This window comes from Microlunatus sp. YIM B11417 (assembly GCF_059617205.1).
In genome coordinates this window covers 40,002-57,750 of the sequence record NZ_JCAMPJ010000001.1, presented here as the reverse complement: position 1 = coordinate 57,750, position 17,749 = coordinate 40,002, and the positions used below count along the sequence as shown (strand labels likewise).

Sequence of the window (17,749 nt, the reverse complement as noted above, 5' to 3'; positions counted from 1 at the left end):
AGAGCGGGTGACTCACCGAGCGGCCGGCCCGGCACCGGACCAGGCGGAGGCCGAGCTGGCGGCCGCCCGGGCCGGTGACGACACAGCCTTCGACCGGCTGGTCGCGCCGCTGCGCCGGGAGTTGCACGCCCACGGCTACCGGATGCTCGGTTCGACCCACGACGCCGACGACGCGGTCCAGGACGGGCTGCTGCGCGCCTGGCGCGGGCTCGGCGGTTTCCGTGGTGAGCCCGCTGCGCTGCGGTCCTGGCTCTACACCGTGATCACCCGGGTCTGCCTGGACACCATCAAGGCCCGGACCCGGCGCGCGCTTCCGTACGACCTCGGACCGGCCAGCGACCGGGTCCACCTCGACCCGCCGGGGCGGACCGATCTCCCCTGGCTCGGTCCCTATCCGAGCGAAGCGGCCCCGGCGGACACCTACGAGCGGCGGGAGTCGCTGGAACTGGCCTACGTCGCGGCCTGTCAGCGGCTGCCGGGCAACCAGCGGGCCGCCCTGGTGCTGTTCGACGTGGTCGGCTTCGACGTGGCCGAGATCGCGATGATCATGGACACCACGACGACCGCCGTGAACTCGGCGCTGGCCCGGGCCCGCCGGGCGCTGGCGGCCGACCCGGCCACGTCCGCCGACCGGCCCGACGACGAGCACCTGCGGGCGGCCGCGACCGGCTTCGCGGACGCTTTGGAACACGGCGACCTGGAGGGTTTGGTGGCCCTGCTGGCCACCGATGTGACCTGGTCGATGCCGCCGGTTTCCGTGTGGTACCAGGGAATCGAGCGAGTGTCCGAGTTCGCGGCCCGGGTCCCGCTGGCCTGCGGCACCTGGCGGTGCCGACTCGTCGAGGCGAACGGCCGGCCGGCCGTCGCCGGCTATCTGCGGCTGCCGGGCGACACCGCGCACCGCGCCTGGTCGGTCTCCCTGTTCGAGGTGCGCCGCGGCCGGATCACCGCGATCACCTCATTCCTCGGCGAAGATCATTTCGCCGAGTTCGGCCTGCCCACCGAGCTCTGATCAGCCGAGCTTCCGCCACAGCAGGACCATCCCCGCGATCAGGACGACCGCGGCGGCGATCACGATCACGGCCTTGATCATGAGATCGGTCAGCAGATGCTGGACGAGTTCCGCGGCGTCGAGCAGCGGGATCACCATCGCCGGTCACCGTGCCGTTCACGGCTGGCCAGGTAGCGCTCGACGGCCTGCCGCAGTTCGGGGGCGGCCCGCTTGCGTACCTGATCGAGCTTGCCCTGCCGACGCAGCATCAAGGCTCCGGCGAACACCACCAGCGCCAGCAGCACCACCACTCCGGCGATGATGCCGAACCTGATCAGCAGCAGGGTCAGGACGGATTCCATGGTCGAACCCCCTTCAGGTTATTTATCACAGTCATGATACATCGAAGATATCACAGCTGTGATGAAACCCAACTTCGCGGCGCAGGGACCGGGCTCGTCGCACGTTTCCGGTCACCGCACGGCGCATCATGGACAATGGGCAGACTGTGACCAAGCATGCGACGGTGCGGGATTACCTGCTCCAGCGGATCGAGCAGCGGTTGAAGGCGCACGACCGGCTGCCGACCGAGCGCGACCTGGGCGAGCAGCTCGGAGTCAGCCGGCTCACCGTGCGGCACGCACTCCGGGAACTGGAGTCACAGGGCCTGATCTACCGGATCCAGGGATCCGGGACGTTCGTCGCCGAGCCGCAGATCCGCAAGGGCACCGAGCTGACCTCGTTCTCCGAGGACATGCGGGCGCGCAATCTGCGGCCGGCGGCCCGGCTGCTGCACGCCTCGACGGTCGCGGCCACCGCCGAGCAGAGCTGGCGGCTCGGGGTGAGCCCCGGCACCGACCTGCACTACCTGTCCCGGATCCGCTTGGCCGACGATCAGCCGATGTGCCTGGAGGACGTGTGGCTGGTGGCCGCACTGGCGCCCGACCTGCTGGAGCGCGAGCTCAGCGACTCGCTGTACGAGACCCTGGAGCGGGACTACAAGATCATCATCGACCGGGCCGATCAGGAAGTGCGGGCGACCGTGCTCGATCCCGAGCAGGCCGAGCTGCTCGCCGTGCCGCCGTACGCGCCGGCGCTGGAGGTCGAGCGGGTCGGCTTCAACCTGCGGGGCAGCCCCGTCGAGTTCGCCCGGTCCCGCTACCGCAGTGATCGCTACAGCATCGGCAGCACTCTGCGCCGCGGCGGCGCCTCCCACGCTGATCGGCCCGGTCACCCCTGCCGGGATGCCGGGCCGGATCGCGGATGATCTTGCTCGGTTCACGATTCCTTGCCGGTGCGGAGCTTGGCCCCGAACGCCTGGGCAGCCAGCACCAGCGCGCCGCCGACCAAGATCAGGTCCTTGAACACGTACTGGCCCTCCAGGGTCGGCAGGCCGCCCGGGAACAGCCGATCGGTGAACAGGATCAGCGGCGACACGATGCCGGCCAGCGACATGCCGAGCACGACGACGCCGAACCGGTAGAACAGGCCGGTCAGCATGGTGAGGCCGACGATGCACTCGGCCACGGCCACGAACAGGCCGGCCGGGTAGCCACTGAGGATGCCGAAGGAGAGCTTCTCGATCGTCATCCGGGACAGCTCCTCCGCCGGGCTCGCGCCGGGGAAGAACTTCAGCACGCCGAAGGCGAGGAACACGATGCCGAAGCTGCGCTGCAGGATCGAGACGCTGTGCCGTGACAACAGGCCGGCCACGGCATCGATCGGGTTGCGGACGGTGTTCGGCTGGGGCAACGGCCGCGGTGCGGTCTGGGTAGACATCGGATGGCTCCACTCTGTGGTGATCTTGAACGGGACGGCACAAGACTCCATCGAGAGGGCCTGTCGTCACATCCGATGAGCAGCGACAGTTGGGTACGCGATCGCATGTAAGGGGGATGCCCCAGTCCACGTACGGGGATCCCCTTGGTCGATTGGCTTCTTAGCCTTGCCGGGACCGGCCGAGCAGGCCCCGCAGCCGGCGCGTGGCCACCGACCAGGACAGCCGGAGTTCGCCCGCGTCCCGGTCGATCCCGACCAGTCTCCGCGGCGACTTCGCGGCTTCGGCCGCCCGCTTGAGTGCGTACAGCTCCTCCGGGTCGGCCCCCATCAGGGTTTCCACCGGCGGCGGGAAATCCGCCGCGGCCAGTTCGGCGTCGAACGGCTCGGCGCTCTCGCCGGGCAGGTAGACGTGCCGCAGCCGGTGCCGGTCCAGGAAGGCCGCGAAGGTCTCCCAGCGCTCGGCATGGCCGGCGTTGAGCGGCTCCCAGTCCGCCTCGGCGTAGAGCTCGGCGGCATCCGGCCGCTCGGGCAGGTCGGTGACCTTGCGGTGCGGGATCCGGTGGTACTGGGCCAGTTCGAGGGTGCGCGAGTCGTGCGCCAGGACCAGGGCCGGCGTCCCCGCGAGCAGGGCCGCGATGTTGCCGTGGATCCGGGTGCCGAAGGAGAAGTCGTACTGCGCCAGGTGCTCGAACCAGGTCCGCGGATCGAGGAAGAAGCGGACCCGGTTCTGCCGGATCAGCGGATGGTCGAGCATCACCGGGACGCCGGTGCTCCGCATCTTGGCCCGCTCGCCCATCGGGTAGCGCCCGTTGATCATCAGCTCGAGCGTCTGCCAGTTCTGAGCCTGGTAGACCAGGTTGGGATAGCGCTCCGCGTGGTCGAGCGAGATCGGCCCGAGCGCGGCGACGTACGGCGAGATGTTCAGCGCGATCGGCGACTCGGTGGTGAGCGCGTCCACCTTGCGGGCGATCTTGAGGTCGGGCCCGTACATGAACATCGACGGGCAGCCGATCACCTCGACCTCCTCGGCGGCGAAGCCCAGCGAGGTGAGGTAGGCGTGGGTGAACTCGCCGCGGACCCCGATCGTCGGTGACCGGCGCAGCACCGCGCGGACGAACCGGCTGACCGCGCGGTCCAGCACCTCGGCGTCGCGGCGGCGACCGCCCAACGTCGCCTGCGCGCCGACGCCGACCACGGTGACCGGGATGGTCAACTGCTCGATCAGCTCCGACAGCCGGTCCAGCTTCTCGGTGTAGTTGGGCCGGAACGCGTTCGCCAGCGGGACGACCAGGTGATCGAACTCGGCGTTGATCCGGTCCGGCGGATGCCGGAACACTCCGGTGGTGATCTCGGCCTGCCGGGTGGAGAGCAGACGGCGGACGGATTGGCTGAAGACCAGATTGCCGGTGTTGCCGCCGATCAGGTCATGCCGCAGGGTCGCCTCCGCCGAGGCGACGCGGAGTGGGTCCTTGTGGGCGCGGAGCAGCAGTCGGTACGAGTTCGAATGTTCAGTCATGATGCTGCACCGGAGTCTATCGTTCCCGGTCAGCCGTCGATCGGTTCAGTCCTCGATCGGCCAGTCGTAGCGCCGCAGCGCCGCTCGTGCGTCCGCCTCGGACACGTCGAGCTTCTTCCGGATCAGGTCGGCGTCCTGGGCATCGCGGAGCACCAGGTGGCCCTCGTCGAACAGCGCGGCGGCCACCTGGGAACGAGCGAACCGGGTCTTGTCCGAGCCCACCAGGATGGTCAGGTCGCGGGCCGTCACCCGGAGCCCGACCAACCCGCCGAGCAGCACCAGCCCGAACACACCGCCGGCCACGCCACCGATGACGATCAGCACCCAGGCGCCCCAGGAGTTCACGGCTCGCTGCAGCAACTGCATCGGCTTCTCGAACGGGAGGCCTCCGATACCGAGGGCCCAGTTGATGACCAGCGGCGCGACCCAGCCGAGCAGCAGGCCGGCGACGACCGCCGCGGCGAAGAGGATCGCCTGGTGCGAGCCCTTCGACCGGAGCTCGATCGCGTCGTCCGCAGTCTTCTCGTTCACGTACACAATGAAACATTAATGTGCCATTTTTGGCAAGCCGGGTGCCACAGCGGTACATTGATCGTCGTGCCAGCACAGATCTCGGGCGGGGCCGAGCCTCCCGCGCCTGCCGGGGCGGCGGAATCCCGGACCTCGGCGCGGACCCGGCGGGCGATCGTCGACGCGGCGATGGAGACCTGGGCCGGCGACCGGAACGCCACCCTGGCCGACATCTGCGCCACCGCCGGTATCGGCCGGTCCACGCTGCACCGCTACTACGCGGACCGGGCCGCACTGCTGGCCGCGGTCAGCGAGGAGTGCCATCGCCAGTTCACGCTGGCGGCGATCCGGGCCCATCCCGACGACGGGCCCGGGCTCGAGGCGATCCTGCGGCTCAGCGAGGAACTGCTCCAGCTCGGCAGCGCGCTGTCGTTGATCTTCTCCGACAACGCGCTGGTCGATCCGGACACCTGGTCCGACGCCGAGGAGTCCGATCGCGGGCTGACCGGCGTCATCCTGCGCGGCCAGCAGGACGGGTCGATCGATCCCGACCTGCCGGCCGACTGGGTGTCGCTGACCTTGTGGATGCTGATGGCCGGCGCCTGGCAGCACGGGCTGCTCGGCCATTCGCGGCGCGAGACCGTACAGCTGTTCGCGCGCAGTCTCTCCGGTGCGATCGGAGCCCGGCCATGATCAGCCCAGGATGCTGACCAACTGGTCCTCCTCGTACCGAAGATGATCTTCGAGTTCCGCCGTCAACTGATCGACGGCCTCGGCCAGTCGCTGCCGATCGGCATGGTTCTCGGCGAGCGCCTGCCGTAGCCGGTCCAGCAGGGTCGCGACCTTGGTGTGCTCCGCCGTGAGCCGCTCGATCGCCGGCCCGAGCTCCGGATGGCGGTCGGCCAGCATCGGGAAGATCGCCTTGTCCTCGGCGGCGTGGTGGTGGCCGAGTCCGGCGCACAGGGTGAGGCAGTCGATCCGCAACTGGGCTCCGACCGTCGAACCCGGGGTACGGAGATCGCGCCGGATCAGTGCCAGTTCGCGACGGAAGGCGTCGTGCACGGTGATCAGCATGGTTCCGGGCGACCCGCCGGTCATCGGCTCCGGCGGTCCCTGCCCGGCAGCGGTCAGGGCGACGACCGGCAAGGTCCGGCCGCTCTGTTCCTGGTACGCCAGCCAGCCCGGATCGGCCTCGACGGCGCGGGCGAAGGCGGCGTCCCGCTCCGCTCCGGTCAGGGTCGCGGCGTCGGCCGGGTAACGGAAGACGCCGTCCTCGATGATCGCCCGCGGCCGGGCGAGCAGGTTGCGGTACCACTGGGGATGCCGGCGGCTGCCGCCCGCGGAGCCGATCACCAGCAGTCGGTCACCGCCGTCCGGCAGGTAGCCCAGGGGCACCGTGTGGGAGCGGCCGGAATGCGCTCCGGTGGTGGTCAGCAAGATCAGCCGGGCACCCTCGAACGGGCCGCCGACCCGTCCGTGGTTACTGCGGAACTCTTCGATGACGGCATGGTTGAAGTCGGTCAATGGTCCTCGGAATCTCCTTGATGGAAAGGGAAAATGAAGCTTCTGTTCCGAGGACTGCGGCGGGCCTCGCGCCCGCGGGCCGATCAGAGGTCGACCGGAGAACTCTCTCGCTCATGGCCCATGGCCGACCCGGTCGTCACGTCGTGGACTGTAGCTCGGCGATTCGGCCAAGATCAAGTTTTCGCGGTTCTGCTGCGACTGTCGGAGTGCGGGTCTAGCGTGACTCACAGGACGACACAGGGAGGGGTCATGACCTCGGATCTCAATCCATATCTCAGTTTCAACGGCGAGGCGAAGGAGGCGATGGAGTTCTACCAGCGGGTGTTCGGCGGTGAGCTCACCATGAACACGTTCGGCGAGTTCGGCGCCGAGGACGTCGCGGTCAAGGACCGCATCATGCACGCCATGCTCAAGACGCCGAGCGGCTACACGTTGATGGGATCGGACCTGATGCCCGGGATGGAGCACAAGCCCGGCACCACGGTCACGATCAGCATCAGCGGCGACGAGGACGCGCTGTTGCGCACCTATTTCGATCATCTCTCCGCGGCCGGCACCGTCGGCGTGCCGCTGGAGAAGCAGGCCTGGGGCGATGAGTACGGTCAGTGCACCGACCAGTTCGGCATCGCCTGGATGGTCGACATCTATCCGAAGCAGGACTGAGCGCTCAGTTCTCGGCAAGAGCGGCGTCGACCCCGGCGCCGAGCCAGGGCAGTTCGGAGAAGACCTGCTCCGCCGTGCTCGGCTCGAACCTGCCCTCGGCCAGGCCGCAGTCGCGCAGCCGGGCGATGACCAGGCCGGAGCGCGGATAGACGTAGAGGTACTGACCTTCCGAGCCGTCGTGCCCATAGGCGAACGGCTCGCCGGTGCGGTCCGGATCCTCGTGCGGCCAGCGCTGCAGCAACAGCAGGCCGGCGCGGGCGCCGGGGATCGGCGGGCGGCGGCAGGTGTCGACCCAGCCCGGCGGCAGCAGTCGATCATCGCCGCGGCCGTTGGCGATCAACTGCTCGCCCAGGGTCGCCAGGTCGGTGGCCGTGAGCGCCGCACTCGCCATGCCGAAAGGGTTTCCGGCCGGGTCGGTGCCCCAGGTCCAGTCCTCGATCCCGAGCGGACCGAACAGTTCGGTGGCGGCGAAGTCGAGGAACGGCCTGCCGGTGATCTTGGTGATGATCGCCGGCAGCACCGAGACGGCGGCGTTGTTGTACGCCTGCACGGTGCCCGGCTCGGCAACCAGCGGAAGGTCGTTGATCACGTACGCGACGTAGTCGTCCGGCGGCGCGGCATTCAGTTGGGGCCAGGTGTCTGCCGCCAGGCCGCTGACGTGGCCCATCACGTGGCGGACCGTGATCCTCGCCTTCGGGCCCTGCTGCCACTGGGGGAACCAGGAGCAGACCGGGGAGTCGAGGTCGAGCAGCCCGAGCCGTACCGCCCGCCCGATGATCAGGCCCACGATCAACTTGGTCACCGACATCGTGGCGATCGGCCGGCCGCCGTCGGCGAGTTCGGCGAGCCGCTCCTCGCCGCGGGAGAGAACGAGCTGGGACGTCCCGGACTGCTTCGCCTGGGTGATCAGACGCGCGAGGGGAGCCTCGTTCATGCCACCTCCTCATCAGTAGGGTCCGGGCATGAGCTTCCGCCTCGCAGCGTATGCGGTGTCGATCAAGGACGGGAGGGTGCTGCTCGTCCACCACGTCTCGGGCGCCTGGACGCTGCCGGGCGGGCGGGTCGAGCAGGGCGAGGATCCGTTCGAGACCGTGGTTCGCGAGGTTCGGGAGGAGACCGGGCACGACGCCGTCGTGGAACGGCTGCTGGGCGTCGATTCCCGGCTCATTCCGGCCGCCGAGAGCCGGGCCGGGGTCGAACACCAGAACGTTGGCGTCTTCTACCGGGTCCGGATCACCGGCGGCGAGGCCCGGCCGGAGCCGAACGGGGACACCACCGCCCTGACCTGGACGCCGCTCGACGCAGTGGCCGAGTTGCCCCGATCGTCCCTGGTCGAGGTCGGGCTCGCACTGGCTCGGGAACTGCCGCCGACAGGTCATGTGGCCGGCGTACCGGTCGGCGGCCTGATCCAGCACTGACTCTCCGCGGACGTCTGGGACGATGGCCCGATGCCGGCACTTGGACTGCCCGACGTCGCGCGGGCCTGGGCCGCGGCTCACTCGCCGTACCCGATCGTCGAGGTCGCCCAGGTCGGCGGTGGCATCACGAACACGAAGTGGCTGTTGCGCCTGGCGGACAATGATCACCTGGTGATCCGGTGGGCTGCTCCGGATGTGTGGGGCGAGACCGGTCGTGAGCACGTACGGCGGGAGGCGATGGCCCTTCGGCTGCTCGCCGATTCGGCGCTGCCCGTGTCACGATTGCTCGCGACGGATCCGGACGGAGCGGACGCCGGTGGCCCGGCCAACCTGCTCGGCTGGCAGCCCGGTGCCACCCGGCTCACCCCGCTCGGACCTACGGCGATTGACGAACTGGCCCGGCTCGCCATGGCCGTGCACCGGATGCCGGTACCGGAGGCAGAACGCCCACCGGTATTCGGTTACCGCGGCTCGGGCCATCTCGAGGTGCCTCCTTGGACCCGGCGGCCCCAGCTGTGGCGACGCGCGATCGCCTTCTGGCAGGCGGGGGCGCCGCCGACTCCGTACGGACTGCTGCACCGCGACTTCCACTTCGGCAACCTGCTGTGGGAGGGCGACCGGGTCAGCGGGCTGATCGACTGGGCCGAACTGTCCTGGGGACCGCCCGACCTCGACATCGCCCATCTGTGCTCCGACTTCGCGATGCTGCACGGCGTCGGCGAAGCCGAAGCCTTCCGAGCGGCGTACGTCGCTCAGGGTGGACGCCTCGACCCGGACCCCGACGCCGCCCGATTCTGGATGATCAGCGACATCCTCGGGTTCCTCCCCGATCCCGCCCACATCCTGCCCGGCGTCACCCGCAGCCGCCCGGACCTCACCGCCGACCGAGTCCGCCTCGGCCTCGAGAACCTGCTGGACCACACCCTGGCCTGACCGAGGAGAACCTGATCATGGACGCGATGATCTTCGCCGACTACTCACCGGCCTGGCCCGAGCAATTCGCCGTCGTCGGCGCGCAGCTCCGGAGCGCCCTCGGCGACGTAGCCATGCGTATCGATCACATCGGCTCGACCGCCGTGCCGGGTCTCGCCGCGAAGCCGATCATCGACCTTCAGGTCTCGGTCGCGAACCTCGATCCGGTTGAGTCCTATCGGGCCAAGATCGAATCCTGTGGGTTCGTCTGGCGCTCCGACAATCCGGAGTTGACCAAGCGCTACTTCCGCGAGCTGCCGCCGCGCCCCCGCACCCACCTCCACGTACGCCGCTCCGGCAGCTTTTCCGAGCAGTTCGCCCTGCTGTTCCGGGATTATCTCCGCGTCGACGCATCGCGAGCCACGGAGTACGCGGAGCTCAAACGCAAACTCTCGCCGCTGCTCGCGACCGATCGCCCGGCCTATGTTGCAGCCAAGGATCCGTTCGTCTGGGAAACCATCCGCCTGGCCGACGCCTGGGCACGGGACACCGGCTGGGAGGCAGGCCCGAGCGATGCGTAGCGTCACGGGGCGGACTGATTCAGCACAACTAGAGCGCGGCCCAGAGGGCGTGGGCGACCGGTCCGGTACCAAGATCATGAGTCCCGGAACGGTTCGTCAGATACACATTCCCGTGCGGTGACCGGAAGATCATCGTCGTCGGGTCCGGTCTCCACCGTCGCCAACCACCATGGGTCACGGCGCGATGCTCGATCCGCGCCAGCGGGGCCAGCTTCTCTACGCGGGTCTGGCCCGGCGGACCGCTCGGCTGATAGGGATCGGTGTGATCAAGATCGAGCTTCCGGGTCGCGGTCGACCACGGGAACGCGCTCGCCGGTTGGCGCAGGAATGCGTGTTCGCGGTGCCGGTCCGGGATCTCGTAGGCATCCACCGGCGGCGGCACCTCGTTCAAGTCGATCACCGGCCGCACGGCCACTCGATCGTGGCTCAACCACTCGCTGACGACGCTCTTCAAGCTCGGCCCGACCCCCGGCACACGGCACACGCCCTCGGCTCGCGGTAGGTCCTCGGCCGCGATATGCACCACCACAGTCGAGGTCGGCCGCAGGACCGCCGGGTCCAGCTTGGCCACCAGCCGTTCCACCGCAGCCTCGAAGATCATCGACTCCACCTCCACGACGGTCGATCGGTCCCGCAGTGCCGGATGAACGTCTGACTCCTCGATTCTGAGTTCGGGCTCGTCGTGCGGCGTCAGCGCGGCCACCGCCTCGGCCAGCTCCTCATCGAACAACTCCGGCTGCCGCCGCCGCGCCCGCAACCGGGCGATCGCGCCAACATCGCCCAACAGGCCGAACGCCTCCGCCCGCCGCTCATCCGCACTGCCCTCCGTCAGACAATCGGCCAACTCCTGAACCTGGGCATACAACCTGAGCGCCGCCAGCGGCTCCAACCTGCCGAACACCGCCTTGTGCCCGTACTCATCGGTCTGTGACAGCCACACCCCACGCCACCTACGGCGCACCTCGTACTCGGCTCGCACCCGCTCACCGTCGACCCGCAAGATCTCCGCCTCCGCCGCGTCGCGCAGCTTCCCGAACGGCTGCGTCCCGGCGAACCACGCCACCGCTCGATCCACCTGCGCCGCCTGCGCCATGGTCAGGTGGTGGGTCAGGCGGGCGATCTTGCAGGCCTGCCACTCCTCCACCTCACAGCGCATCGTCTTCGCCCACAACAACGGCAACCTGTGCCGCAGATCGAGCACGTCCCCGATGAACAGCATTCCGGCGGTATGGCCCTTGCCGATCTTGGTCAAGAACTCGATCATCGCGAGGTCGTTCACCTCCGGAGTTCCTTCACCGCCCGGCCGGACCGCCTGCGCCAGCCCCGGCCCGTGGTCCGTGATCGACTCCGCCGGATGCGCATCCACCCAGGCGGCGGTCCAGACGAGGAGTTCGTTCGCCGCCGCGATCCGGGCACGCCGCAACCCGCCCGCAGCCTTGAGGATGTCGGCGGTGCCGTACCCGGCAGCCCTCGCCTCCAACGATTCGAACATACAGCCAATTCTAGCTGACCCGACTGACAGAAACCCTACGAAACAAGGACATTCTCAGCGGCAGCCGGTGCTAGGAGGGCCGATCCAAACCGACCACCGGGATGGTCACGTCCTGCAGCCAGCTCCACGGGAGGTGGCCGTGCCGGGCCAGCGCGCCATCGTCCGCATCGGCGAGGTTGGTGATCCAGGCCTGGCATCGACGCAACGGCGCGATGCGGAGTGCATCGGCCATGAACCCGCGCAGGTCGGCCAACGGAGCGTAGCCGGTCCAACAGTCCAGGAAGGCGTCGATGATCGTTCGCACGGCGGGATGATCAAGGTTCAGAGCATCCGGAAGGTCGGGCACGGACCAGCGGTAGCGGCACTCGATGATCATCATGATCAAGGAGAGGAACGGATGAGTCCAGGCCGCGTCACCGAAGTCGATCAGCCGGAAGCGACGCCGGTCGGCCCGCGGAGGCAGGGCGTTACCCGGCCAGAGGTCGCCGTGATCAAGGCAGAGCGGTAGGGGTGAGCCGGCGAGACGCTCGGCTGCGCGGTCAAGGTCCGCCGTGGCCGCCCGAAGGCGCCGCACCCCTTCGTCCGGTACGTGCCGTGGATCCGTGGCCGGGAGGTCGTGCAGTCGTTCGGCCAGCCCTCGTGCGGTACGAGCGGCGACAGAGCAGTCCCAGAAGGGGATCCCCGCCTCCGCTGCCTGCGCGTCGCGACCGATCGTGGCTTGTTGCAGCCGTGCGTAGTCCGTGAGCAGAGCGGTGACGCTCTCGAGCTCAACGCCTCGATGATCATGATCGCTCTCGTAGAGGGTCGGACCCTCGTCGCGAAGCAGGATCCGCGCGGTTGCCGCGTCGACGACGAGTGGACGCTCGACAACCTCCGGCTCGCAGTCGGCACCGAAGGCCGTCGCACCGCCCTCATGATCACGCGCCGGCGTCGTCTGCTTGATCAACACCGGTCCCTCGCCCGTCGGCAGGCGCCAGACCGCCGACCACGCCTGGACCGAGACCTCGGCCATCGGCCCTCCCGGTTCCAGCCCGAGCTCCAGGACCCGTTCCCGAGCCCATCGCTCGGCGGCCTCACGCCAAGCAGCCGTACCCCACTGCGGCGTCACGATGGGTCACCGGCCGGCAGGTAGGACGCACGCAGCAGACTGCACCGGTGATAGACCTCCGCCCACGGAGCGCCGCGGCCCAGGGCACGTTCGGCGCAGAGGTCAAGAGCCTGCCCCAACCGGACCGCGGCCGGACCGGCCAGCCGGGACCGGTCGGCCCGGGCCGAGATGTGCCGAAGGAAGACCTCGGTCCGGATCTGCGGCCAGTGATCACGGCGGCCAAGATCAGCATCGTCCTCATGCAGCCCGCCGGAGCAGCCGATGTCGAGATGCCAGAACAGCGGATAGTCGGCCAGATAGATCGTTCGGACGTACGTGTCCGGGAGCCGATCAAGACCCCAACCCGTGATCAACGGTCGGCCCAAGGACGCAAGGTGGGCCGGAAGGTCCAGGGCGAAGGACCGATCGGAGACGCCGTCGAGTTCGACGACAAGATCGATGTCGGAGTAGGGATCCGCACCACCGGCCGCCAAGTTCCCGAAGGGCCGAACGCCGACCACGCCCGGCACGGCGGTCAGCCGGGCGACCGCGAACTCCGCCAGCTCGGCGCGCCGGCCGACCTCGGGTACGTCCTCCAACCCCATCCGATCAGGCTAAAGGGTGGTTGACTCGGCCCATGAAACGTCCTCGTCCCGGCCTGGCGATCACCGGCATCTCACTCGACTGCGCCGATCCCCAGCAGCTCGCCGAGTTCTACCTGAGACTGCTCGGCGGCACCTTGCTGTGGTCCGACGACGGCGCCGCGGCGGTACGAGCCGGAGACGTGGTGCTCATCGCCCAGGGTGTTGCCGATCACCGGAGGCCGGCCTGGCCGGGCAGCTCGATCGTCCACCTCGACCTCGGCAGCGACGATTTCGATCTTGCCGAGCAGACCGCGTACGCACTCGCCTGCGGAGCGACCGAACCGGAGCAGCAGCCCGACCCGCGCTGGACCGTGCTCCTCGACCCCGGCGGTCACCCGTTCTGCCTGACCCCGTTCACCCCGGACTGAGTCCCGGCGACCCAGGCGAGCACGTCGCGCGCAAGTTCGGCAGGGCTCGATCGATCCGTGCGGAACTCGCGAGGGATCAGCGCCTCGGTTGCCGCGTGGCCCGGATCGTCAAGAAAGTCCGAGACCTCGGCCGGCGACCAGCCCCGGTAGCGCAGCCGCCGCTCACGTTCCGCTCGGCCGCAGGCCAACCGAGCCCAGTGCATCGGCGCCGCGAAGAGCGGTCCATCCGCGAGGACGCTCGCCTGCGGAGTCGGGCAGAGGAAGATCACCGGATGGCCCGCGCGGCGGACAAGATCAATAACACGGAGCCAGAGTCGATCGTAAGCGGCGCCGATCTCGGGAGCGAGATCCGGTCCGATCCGATGCCCCAACAGCCAGCCGTCTTCGAGCAGTTCGTCCATGTCCAGCACGATCGGCCCGGAGGCCTGTCGGACCAACTCCGGACACAGGGTCGACTTGCCGACGGCCTGCCCGCCGGCCAGCAGGAAGAGATCTCCGCGCACGGCAGGATTCTGGCACCTTGACTCTCGGGCCACCCGAGGCTCCAGGATGGTGCCATGGACACGGCGGGTGGGCTCGCGGTGATCACTGCGGCCGCCAGAGAGGCGCCGCGGCGGCCCGGCGTCTATCTGTTCCTCGGCGACGCGGACGACATCCTGTACGTGGGCAAGGCGACCGATCTGCGGCAGCGGCTCCGGCAGCATGCGGCGGCCAAGCCGACCGAGTACTGGCTGGACCGGAAGTACGGGCTCGCGCGGCGGGTGGTCTGGGAGCCGGCGGTGGACGAGGAGCAGGCGTTCTGGCGCGAGGAGGAGTTGATCTTCGCGCTCCGGCCCGCGCACAACGCGCAGCGGCGCCGGGACGGGGATCCGGCGACGCTGCCACGCATCCCGTACCTCACGATCACCGAAGATCACCGGGACCAGCTCCGGTTCAGCCTTACCCCGGCACCGTCGGCGGACGGCCGGAGCTACGGCTGCTTCCCGCACCTCGGCAAAGGTCAGGGCGCACCGCTCGGGATCGCTTGCAGCGATGGCTATACGGCGCTGCTCCGCCTGCTCTGGGCCGCATCCGGGACGGGCCGGCACACGCCGGCGACCCTGACCAGATCGGCGCCGGACTCCTACACCGTGGCCGTCGATCCCGCGCTGCGCGAAGCCCTGCACCGGTTCCTCTCCGGCAGCCGGGCCAGGCTGCCCGCCGAACTGCTCGAGCGCGCGGCCGCCCGGCCGGCCTTCCACCAGCCGGGCCTGCGGAAGGATCTCGCGTCGGCCGGGCTGTTCTTCCGGGCGGGTCCGCGACGACTGCGGGAACGCCGATTGCGGCATGGGTTGCCGGCCGGCCCGCTGGACGCCGACACCCTGCGCACGCTGATTCGCGCGGAGATCACTCCGGTCCTTCGCCCGGTCGGTTAGATTCGCGGTGTGCGGATCGCGCTGGTGAGGGAGTCGGTTCCGGGTGAGGCCCGGGTGGCGATGGTGCCCGAGCTGGTCGGTGGACTGATCAAGGCCGGGTACGAGCTCGCGGTGCAGCCCGGGGCCGGGCAGGGCGCGATGATCACCGACGACGCCTACACGGCGGCCGGCGCCACGATCACCGAGGACGCGCTGCACGGCGCGGAGTTGATCATCGGCGTGCAACCCCTGCCGGCCGACCGGATCGACCGCCTGCCGCCCGGCACGGCCACCCTGTCCTTCCTGCCGTACAGCCACGACCTCGAGGCGGTACGGCTACGCAGGGACGCCGGGATCACCTCGTTCGCGATGGACCTGGTGCCGCGGATCTCCCGGGCCCAGTCGATGGACGCGCTGACGTCGCAGGCCATGGTCAGCGGCTATCGCGGGGCGATCGTCGCGGCCGGGATGCTGCATCAGTTCTTCCCGATGAGCATGACCGCGGCCGGCACCATTCCGCCGGCGCAGGTGGTGGTGCTCGGCGCCGGTGTGGCCGGGCTGCAGGCGATCGCCACCGCCCGCCGGCTCGGCGCGGTGGTGAAGGGCTACGACGTCCGGCCCGCCGCGGCCGAGGAGATCGCCTCGATGGGCGCGATCGCGATCGACCTCGGCCTGCCACCGCTGGACGGAGCCGGCGGCTACGCCCGGGAGATGTCGGAGGAACGGTCCCGGCAACAGCAGGAGCGGCTCACCCCCTACCTCGCGGCGGCGGACGCCGTGATCACCACGGCCGCGGTGCCGAACCGGAAGCCGCCGATCCTCCTCACCCGCGCGATGGCCGAGCAGATGAAGCCGGACTCGGTGATCGTCGACCTTGCCGCGGACACCGGCGGCAACGTCGAGGACGTCCAGCCGGGCACCGTCACCCGGATCGGAGCAGCCCGGGTCTGGGGCGGCGCGAACGTACCGAGTCAGCTGCCCGGGCCGGCCAGCCGGCTCTACGCCCAGAACGTCGCGAACGTGATCATGCTGATGACCGCCGAGGGGCGGTTCGCACCGGACTATGCGGACGAGGTGGTGGCCGGAATGTGCCTGACCCGGGACGGCAGGATCACCCACGGGCCGGCGGCGTCCCTGATCGACGAGACGGTGGTGATCGCGGATGAGTGACCCGATGGTCTGGCTGATCTTCTTCGTGCTGGCCGTCTTCGTCGGCATCGAGACGATCTCCAAGGTGTCCTCCACCCTGCACACGCCACTGATGTCGGGCGCGAACGCGATCCACGGCGTGATCTTGATCGGCGCGGTCATCGCGGCCGGCACCGCCACCACCACTCCGGTGCTCGTCCTTGCCCTGGTGGCGGTTGTGCTGGCCTCGATCAATCTGGCCGGAGGGTTCGTCGTGACCGACCGGATGCTGCGGATGTTCGCCGGCCGCAAGGAGTTGCCCGGCCCTTCGACGGGCTCAGGGAGCAAGGACGTCGAGTCGTGATCACGCCGGCCTGGGTGCAGTTCGGCTATCTCGTCGTGGCGGTCTGCTTCATCCTGGCGTTGAAGGGATTGTCGTCGCCGAAGACGGCCCGGCGCGGCAACCTGGTCGGCGCCGCCGGTGCGGTGGTCGCGGTCGTGCTCGTCTTCTTCGCCGCGCCGCTTGATCACGTGCTGCCGATCCTGCTCGCGATCGCCGTCGGCACCGCGGTCGGCGTGGTCGGCGCGAACCGGGTGAAGATGACCGGGATGCCGCAGCTGGTGGCGCTGTTCAACGGCGTCGGCGGCGGGGCGGCGGCGATCATCGCCCTGGTGGAGCTCAGCACCATGGCCGGCCATCGGCCGGCGCCGATCGACCTGATCGCGACCGCGTTCACGATCTTGGTCGGCTCGATCAGCTTCGCCGGTTCGATCGTCACCTTCCTCAAGCTGCAGGAATGGATGACCACCCGACCGGTCACGTTCCTCGGCTACCCGATCGCCTACGTCGCCTGCCTGGTCGCGGCCCTCGGTGCGGCCGTCGGCGTCGTGCTGGTTCCCTCGGTGGCGGTCGGCGGCATCCTGACGCTGCTCGGCCTGGCCCTGGGCGTGCTGCTGGTGCTGCCGGTCGGCGGCGCCGACGTGCCGATCGTGATCTCGCTGCTCAACGCGTTCACCGGGCTGAGCGTCGCCGCCACCGGGTACGTCTTCGAGAACCTGCTGCTCCTGGTCGCGGGCACCCTGGTCGGCGCCGCCGGCACGCTGCTGACGATCTTGATGGCGCGGGCGATGGGCCGCTCGCTGTTCAGCACCCTGTTCGGGGCGCTCCGCGGCGGCTCGACGCTCGGGTCGACGACGGCCAGCGACCGCCCGGTCCGGTCCGCCGGGCCGGCCGATGTGGCGATCATGCTCGGGTACGCGAGCCGGGTGATCATCGTCCCCGGGTACGGTCTCGCGGTCGCCCAGGCGCAGCACACGCTGCACCAGCTGGTCGAGGAACTGCAGCAGCGCGGCGCCCGGGTCGACTACGCCATCCATCCGGTCGCCGGCCGGATGCCGGGGCACATGAACGTACTGCTGGCCGAGGCCCAGGTCCCGTACGAGCAGCTCAAGGAGATGGGCGAGATCAACGGCGAGTTCGGTCAGGCCGACGTGGTGCTCGTGGTGGGCGCGAACGACGTGGTCAACCCGGCGGCCGAGACCGATCCGAAGGCGCCGATCTACGGGATGCCGATCTTGAAGGTGAGCGACGCCCGGCAGGTGATCTTCATGAAACGGTCGATGCGGCCCGGGTTCGCCGGGATCGAGAACGAGCTGCTCTTCGCGCCGACGACCACGCTGCTGTTCGGCGACGCGAAGGACACGATGAGCAAGCTGCTCGCCGAGACCAAGGCCCTCTGAGA

23 protein-coding genes are annotated in these 17,749 nt (G+C 69.4%); 12 read left to right on the top strand and 11 right to left on the bottom strand.

Going from position 1 to position 17,749, the window contains the following annotated elements; genetic code table 11:
* Positions 1 to 7: 7 nt before the first annotated feature.
* Positions 8 to 1,012, top strand: coding sequence for an RNA polymerase subunit sigma-70 (locus AC6CCG_RS00330; RefSeq protein WP_496652436.1), 1,005 nt, complete (start codon positions 8 to 10; stop codon positions 1,010 to 1,012).
* On the opposite strand, the gene AC6CCG_RS00325 is transcribed toward AC6CCG_RS00330, so the two are convergent.
* Both AC6CCG_RS00325 and AC6CCG_RS00320 read right to left on the bottom strand, forming a co-directional pair.
* On the bottom strand, positions 1,013 to 1,150 hold the full coding sequence (locus tag AC6CCG_RS00325) for a hypothetical protein (protein WP_496652435.1): 138 nt from the start codon (positions 1,148 to 1,150) through the stop codon (positions 1,013 to 1,015).
* Positions 1,144 to 1,353, bottom strand: coding sequence for a hypothetical protein (locus AC6CCG_RS00320; protein WP_496652434.1), 210 nt, complete (start codon positions 1,351 to 1,353; stop codon positions 1,144 to 1,146). Before AC6CCG_RS00320 ends, AC6CCG_RS00325 begins: the two co-directional genes overlap by 7 nt.
* Positions 1,354 to 1,517: 164 nt before the next feature.
* Here AC6CCG_RS00320 and AC6CCG_RS00315 point away from each other — a divergent pair, with 164 nt between their 5' ends.
* A complete protein-coding gene (locus AC6CCG_RS00315; protein WP_496652433.1) occupies positions 1,518 to 2,258 on the top strand; it encodes a GntR family transcriptional regulator in 741 nt (246 codons plus the stop codon).
* Between the two features lie 11 nt (positions 2,259 to 2,269).
* Here the strand turns inward: AC6CCG_RS00315 and AC6CCG_RS00310 are convergent, their stop codons facing one another.
* From AC6CCG_RS00310 to AC6CCG_RS00300, 3 genes are all read right to left on the bottom strand, one after another.
* Entirely contained in the window at positions 2,270 to 2,770 is a 501-nt protein-coding gene (locus AC6CCG_RS00310; RefSeq protein WP_496652432.1) for a DoxX family protein, read from the bottom strand.
* Between the two features lie 160 nt (positions 2,771 to 2,930).
* Complete coding sequence (locus tag AC6CCG_RS00305) at positions 2,931 to 4,286, bottom strand: polysaccharide pyruvyl transferase family protein (RefSeq protein ID WP_496652431.1); 1,356 nt, start codon at positions 4,284 to 4,286, stop codon at positions 2,931 to 2,933.
* A gap of 45 nt (positions 4,287 to 4,331) precedes the next feature.
* Positions 4,332 to 4,817 (bottom strand): YqeB family protein, encoded by a 486-nt coding sequence (locus AC6CCG_RS00300; protein WP_496652430.1) that lies wholly within the window; start codon positions 4,815 to 4,817, stop codon positions 4,332 to 4,334.
* Between the two features lie 66 nt (positions 4,818 to 4,883).
* On the opposite strand from AC6CCG_RS00300, the gene AC6CCG_RS00295 reads away from it, so the two are divergent.
* Positions 4,884 to 5,489 (top strand): TetR/AcrR family transcriptional regulator, encoded by a 606-nt coding sequence (locus AC6CCG_RS00295; RefSeq protein WP_496652429.1) that lies wholly within the window; start codon positions 4,884 to 4,886, stop codon positions 5,487 to 5,489.
* On the opposite strand, the gene AC6CCG_RS00290 is transcribed toward AC6CCG_RS00295, so the two are convergent.
* Entirely contained in the window at positions 5,490 to 6,320 is an 831-nt protein-coding gene (locus tag AC6CCG_RS00290) for a nitroreductase/quinone reductase family protein (RefSeq protein WP_496652428.1), read from the bottom strand.
* 249 nt (positions 6,321 to 6,569) lie between these two features.
* Between AC6CCG_RS00290 and AC6CCG_RS00285 the strand changes: the two genes are divergently transcribed.
* Positions 6,570 to 6,983, top strand: a complete 414-nt coding sequence (locus AC6CCG_RS00285) for a VOC family protein (protein WP_496652427.1) — start codon at positions 6,570 to 6,572, stop codon at positions 6,981 to 6,983.
* 4 nt (positions 6,984 to 6,987) lie between these two features.
* Here AC6CCG_RS00285 and AC6CCG_RS00280 read toward each other — a convergent pair whose 3' ends face one another.
* Complete coding sequence (locus AC6CCG_RS00280; protein ID WP_496652426.1) at positions 6,988 to 7,917, bottom strand: serine hydrolase domain-containing protein; 930 nt, start codon at positions 7,915 to 7,917, stop codon at positions 6,988 to 6,990.
* Between the two features lie 28 nt (positions 7,918 to 7,945).
* Here AC6CCG_RS00280 and AC6CCG_RS00275 point away from each other — a divergent pair, with 28 nt between their 5' ends.
* The 3 genes from AC6CCG_RS00275 to AC6CCG_RS00265 are packed head-to-tail and all read left to right on the top strand — an operon-like array spanning position 7,946 to position 9,894.
* Entirely contained in the window at positions 7,946 to 8,401 is a 456-nt protein-coding gene (locus AC6CCG_RS00275) for an NUDIX hydrolase (protein ID WP_496652425.1), read from the top strand.
* Positions 8,402 to 8,431: 30 nt separating this feature from the next.
* Entirely contained in the window at positions 8,432 to 9,334 is a 903-nt protein-coding gene (locus AC6CCG_RS00270) for a phosphotransferase family protein (RefSeq protein ID WP_496652424.1), read from the top strand.
* 17 nt (positions 9,335 to 9,351) lie between these two features.
* Positions 9,352 to 9,894 (top strand): GrpB family protein, encoded by a 543-nt coding sequence (locus AC6CCG_RS00265; RefSeq protein WP_496652423.1) that lies wholly within the window; start codon positions 9,352 to 9,354, stop codon positions 9,892 to 9,894.
* A gap of 28 nt (positions 9,895 to 9,922) precedes the next feature.
* On the opposite strand, the gene AC6CCG_RS00260 is transcribed toward AC6CCG_RS00265, so the two are convergent.
* The 3 genes from AC6CCG_RS00260 to AC6CCG_RS00250 form a co-directional block, all read right to left on the bottom strand.
* Positions 9,923 to 11,386 carry a hypothetical protein gene (locus AC6CCG_RS00260; protein ID WP_496652421.1) on the bottom strand — a complete coding sequence of 488 codons (1,464 nt, stop codon included), beginning with the start codon at positions 11,384 to 11,386 and terminating at the stop codon, positions 9,923 to 9,925.
* Positions 11,387 to 11,456: 70 nt separating this feature from the next.
* On the bottom strand, positions 11,457 to 12,398 hold the full coding sequence (locus tag AC6CCG_RS00255; protein ID WP_496652420.1) for a phosphotransferase family protein: 942 nt from the start codon (positions 12,396 to 12,398) through the stop codon (positions 11,457 to 11,459).
* A 92-nt stretch (positions 12,399 to 12,490) separates the two neighbouring features.
* Positions 12,491 to 13,078, bottom strand: coding sequence for a nucleotidyltransferase domain-containing protein (locus AC6CCG_RS00250; protein WP_496652419.1), 588 nt, complete (start codon positions 13,076 to 13,078; stop codon positions 12,491 to 12,493).
* Positions 13,079 to 13,110: 32 nt separating this feature from the next.
* Here AC6CCG_RS00250 and AC6CCG_RS00245 point away from each other — a divergent pair, with 32 nt between their 5' ends.
* Positions 13,111 to 13,485 carry a VOC family protein gene (locus tag AC6CCG_RS00245; RefSeq protein WP_496652418.1) on the top strand — a complete coding sequence of 125 codons (375 nt, stop codon included), beginning with the start codon at positions 13,111 to 13,113 and terminating at the stop codon, positions 13,483 to 13,485.
* On the opposite strand, the gene AC6CCG_RS00240 is transcribed toward AC6CCG_RS00245, so the two are convergent.
* Positions 13,449 to 13,886 (bottom strand): hypothetical protein, encoded by a 438-nt coding sequence (locus tag AC6CCG_RS00240; protein ID WP_496652417.1) that lies wholly within the window; start codon positions 13,884 to 13,886, stop codon positions 13,449 to 13,451. The genes AC6CCG_RS00245 and AC6CCG_RS00240 overlap by 37 nt on opposite strands.
* A 156-nt stretch (positions 13,887 to 14,042) precedes the next feature.
* Here AC6CCG_RS00240 and AC6CCG_RS00235 point away from each other — a divergent pair, with 156 nt between their 5' ends.
* Genes AC6CCG_RS00235 through AC6CCG_RS00220 form a run of 4 tightly spaced genes read left to right on the top strand, consistent with a single transcriptional unit; the run spans position 14,043 to position 17,747 of the window.
* Positions 14,043 to 14,900 (top strand): GIY-YIG nuclease family protein, encoded by an 858-nt coding sequence (locus AC6CCG_RS00235; protein ID WP_496652416.1) that lies wholly within the window; start codon positions 14,043 to 14,045, stop codon positions 14,898 to 14,900.
* A 9-nt stretch (positions 14,901 to 14,909) separates the two neighbouring features.
* Positions 14,910 to 16,049: an NAD(P) transhydrogenase subunit alpha gene (locus AC6CCG_RS00230; protein WP_496652415.1), complete on the top strand. Its 1,140-nt coding sequence runs from the start codon at positions 14,910 to 14,912 to the stop codon at positions 16,047 to 16,049.
* Entirely contained in the window at positions 16,042 to 16,371 is a 330-nt protein-coding gene (locus AC6CCG_RS00225) for an NAD(P) transhydrogenase subunit alpha part 2 (protein WP_496652414.1), read from the top strand. The genes AC6CCG_RS00230 and AC6CCG_RS00225 overlap by 8 nt, the downstream gene beginning before the upstream one ends.
* Positions 16,368 to 17,747, top strand: a complete 1,380-nt coding sequence (locus AC6CCG_RS00220) for an NAD(P)(+) transhydrogenase (Re/Si-specific) subunit beta (RefSeq protein WP_496652413.1) — start codon at positions 16,368 to 16,370, stop codon at positions 17,745 to 17,747. The genes AC6CCG_RS00225 and AC6CCG_RS00220 overlap by 4 nt, the downstream gene beginning before the upstream one ends.
* The last annotated feature ends 2 nt before the right edge of the window (positions 17,748 to 17,749 follow it).

Coding starts and splice junctions, on each gene's coding strand:
- AC6CCG_RS00325 (WP_496652435.1), bottom strand. CDS start 1,150: ATGGTGATCCCGCTGCTCGACGCCGCGGAACTCGTCCAGCATCTGCTG.
- AC6CCG_RS00320 (WP_496652434.1), bottom strand. CDS start 1,353: ATGGAATCCGTCCTGACCCTGCTGCTGATCAGGTTCGGCATCATCGCC.
- AC6CCG_RS00310 (WP_496652432.1), bottom strand. CDS start 2,770: ATGTCTACCCAGACCGCACCGCGGCCGTTGCCCCAGCCGAACACCGTC.
- AC6CCG_RS00305 (WP_496652431.1), bottom strand. CDS start 4,286: ATGACTGAACATTCGAACTCGTACCGACTGCTGCTCCGCGCCCACAAG.
- AC6CCG_RS00285 (WP_496652427.1), top strand. CDS start 6,570: ATGACCTCGGATCTCAATCCATATCTCAGTTTCAACGGCGAGGCGAAG.
- AC6CCG_RS00280 (WP_496652426.1), bottom strand. CDS start 7,917: ATGAACGAGGCTCCCCTCGCGCGTCTGATCACCCAGGCGAAGCAGTCC.
- AC6CCG_RS00275 (WP_496652425.1), top strand. CDS start 7,946: ATGAGCTTCCGCCTCGCAGCGTATGCGGTGTCGATCAAGGACGGGAGG.
- AC6CCG_RS00270 (WP_496652424.1), top strand. CDS start 8,432: ATGCCGGCACTTGGACTGCCCGACGTCGCGCGGGCCTGGGCCGCGGCT.
- AC6CCG_RS00265 (WP_496652423.1), top strand. CDS start 9,352: ATGGACGCGATGATCTTCGCCGACTACTCACCGGCCTGGCCCGAGCAA.
- AC6CCG_RS00260 (WP_496652421.1), bottom strand. CDS start 11,386: ATGTTCGAATCGTTGGAGGCGAGGGCTGCCGGGTACGGCACCGCCGAC.
- AC6CCG_RS00255 (WP_496652420.1), bottom strand. CDS start 12,398: ATGGCCGAGGTCTCGGTCCAGGCGTGGTCGGCGGTCTGGCGCCTGCCG.
- AC6CCG_RS00250 (WP_496652419.1), bottom strand. CDS start 13,078: ATGGGGTTGGAGGACGTACCCGAGGTCGGCCGGCGCGCCGAGCTGGCG.
- AC6CCG_RS00245 (WP_496652418.1), top strand. CDS start 13,111: ATGAAACGTCCTCGTCCCGGCCTGGCGATCACCGGCATCTCACTCGAC.
- AC6CCG_RS00240 (WP_496652417.1), bottom strand. CDS start 13,886: ATGGACGAACTGCTCGAAGACGGCTGGCTGTTGGGGCATCGGATCGGA.
- AC6CCG_RS00235 (WP_496652416.1), top strand. CDS start 14,043: ATGGACACGGCGGGTGGGCTCGCGGTGATCACTGCGGCCGCCAGAGAG.
- AC6CCG_RS00225 (WP_496652414.1), top strand. CDS start 16,042: ATGAGTGACCCGATGGTCTGGCTGATCTTCTTCGTGCTGGCCGTCTTC.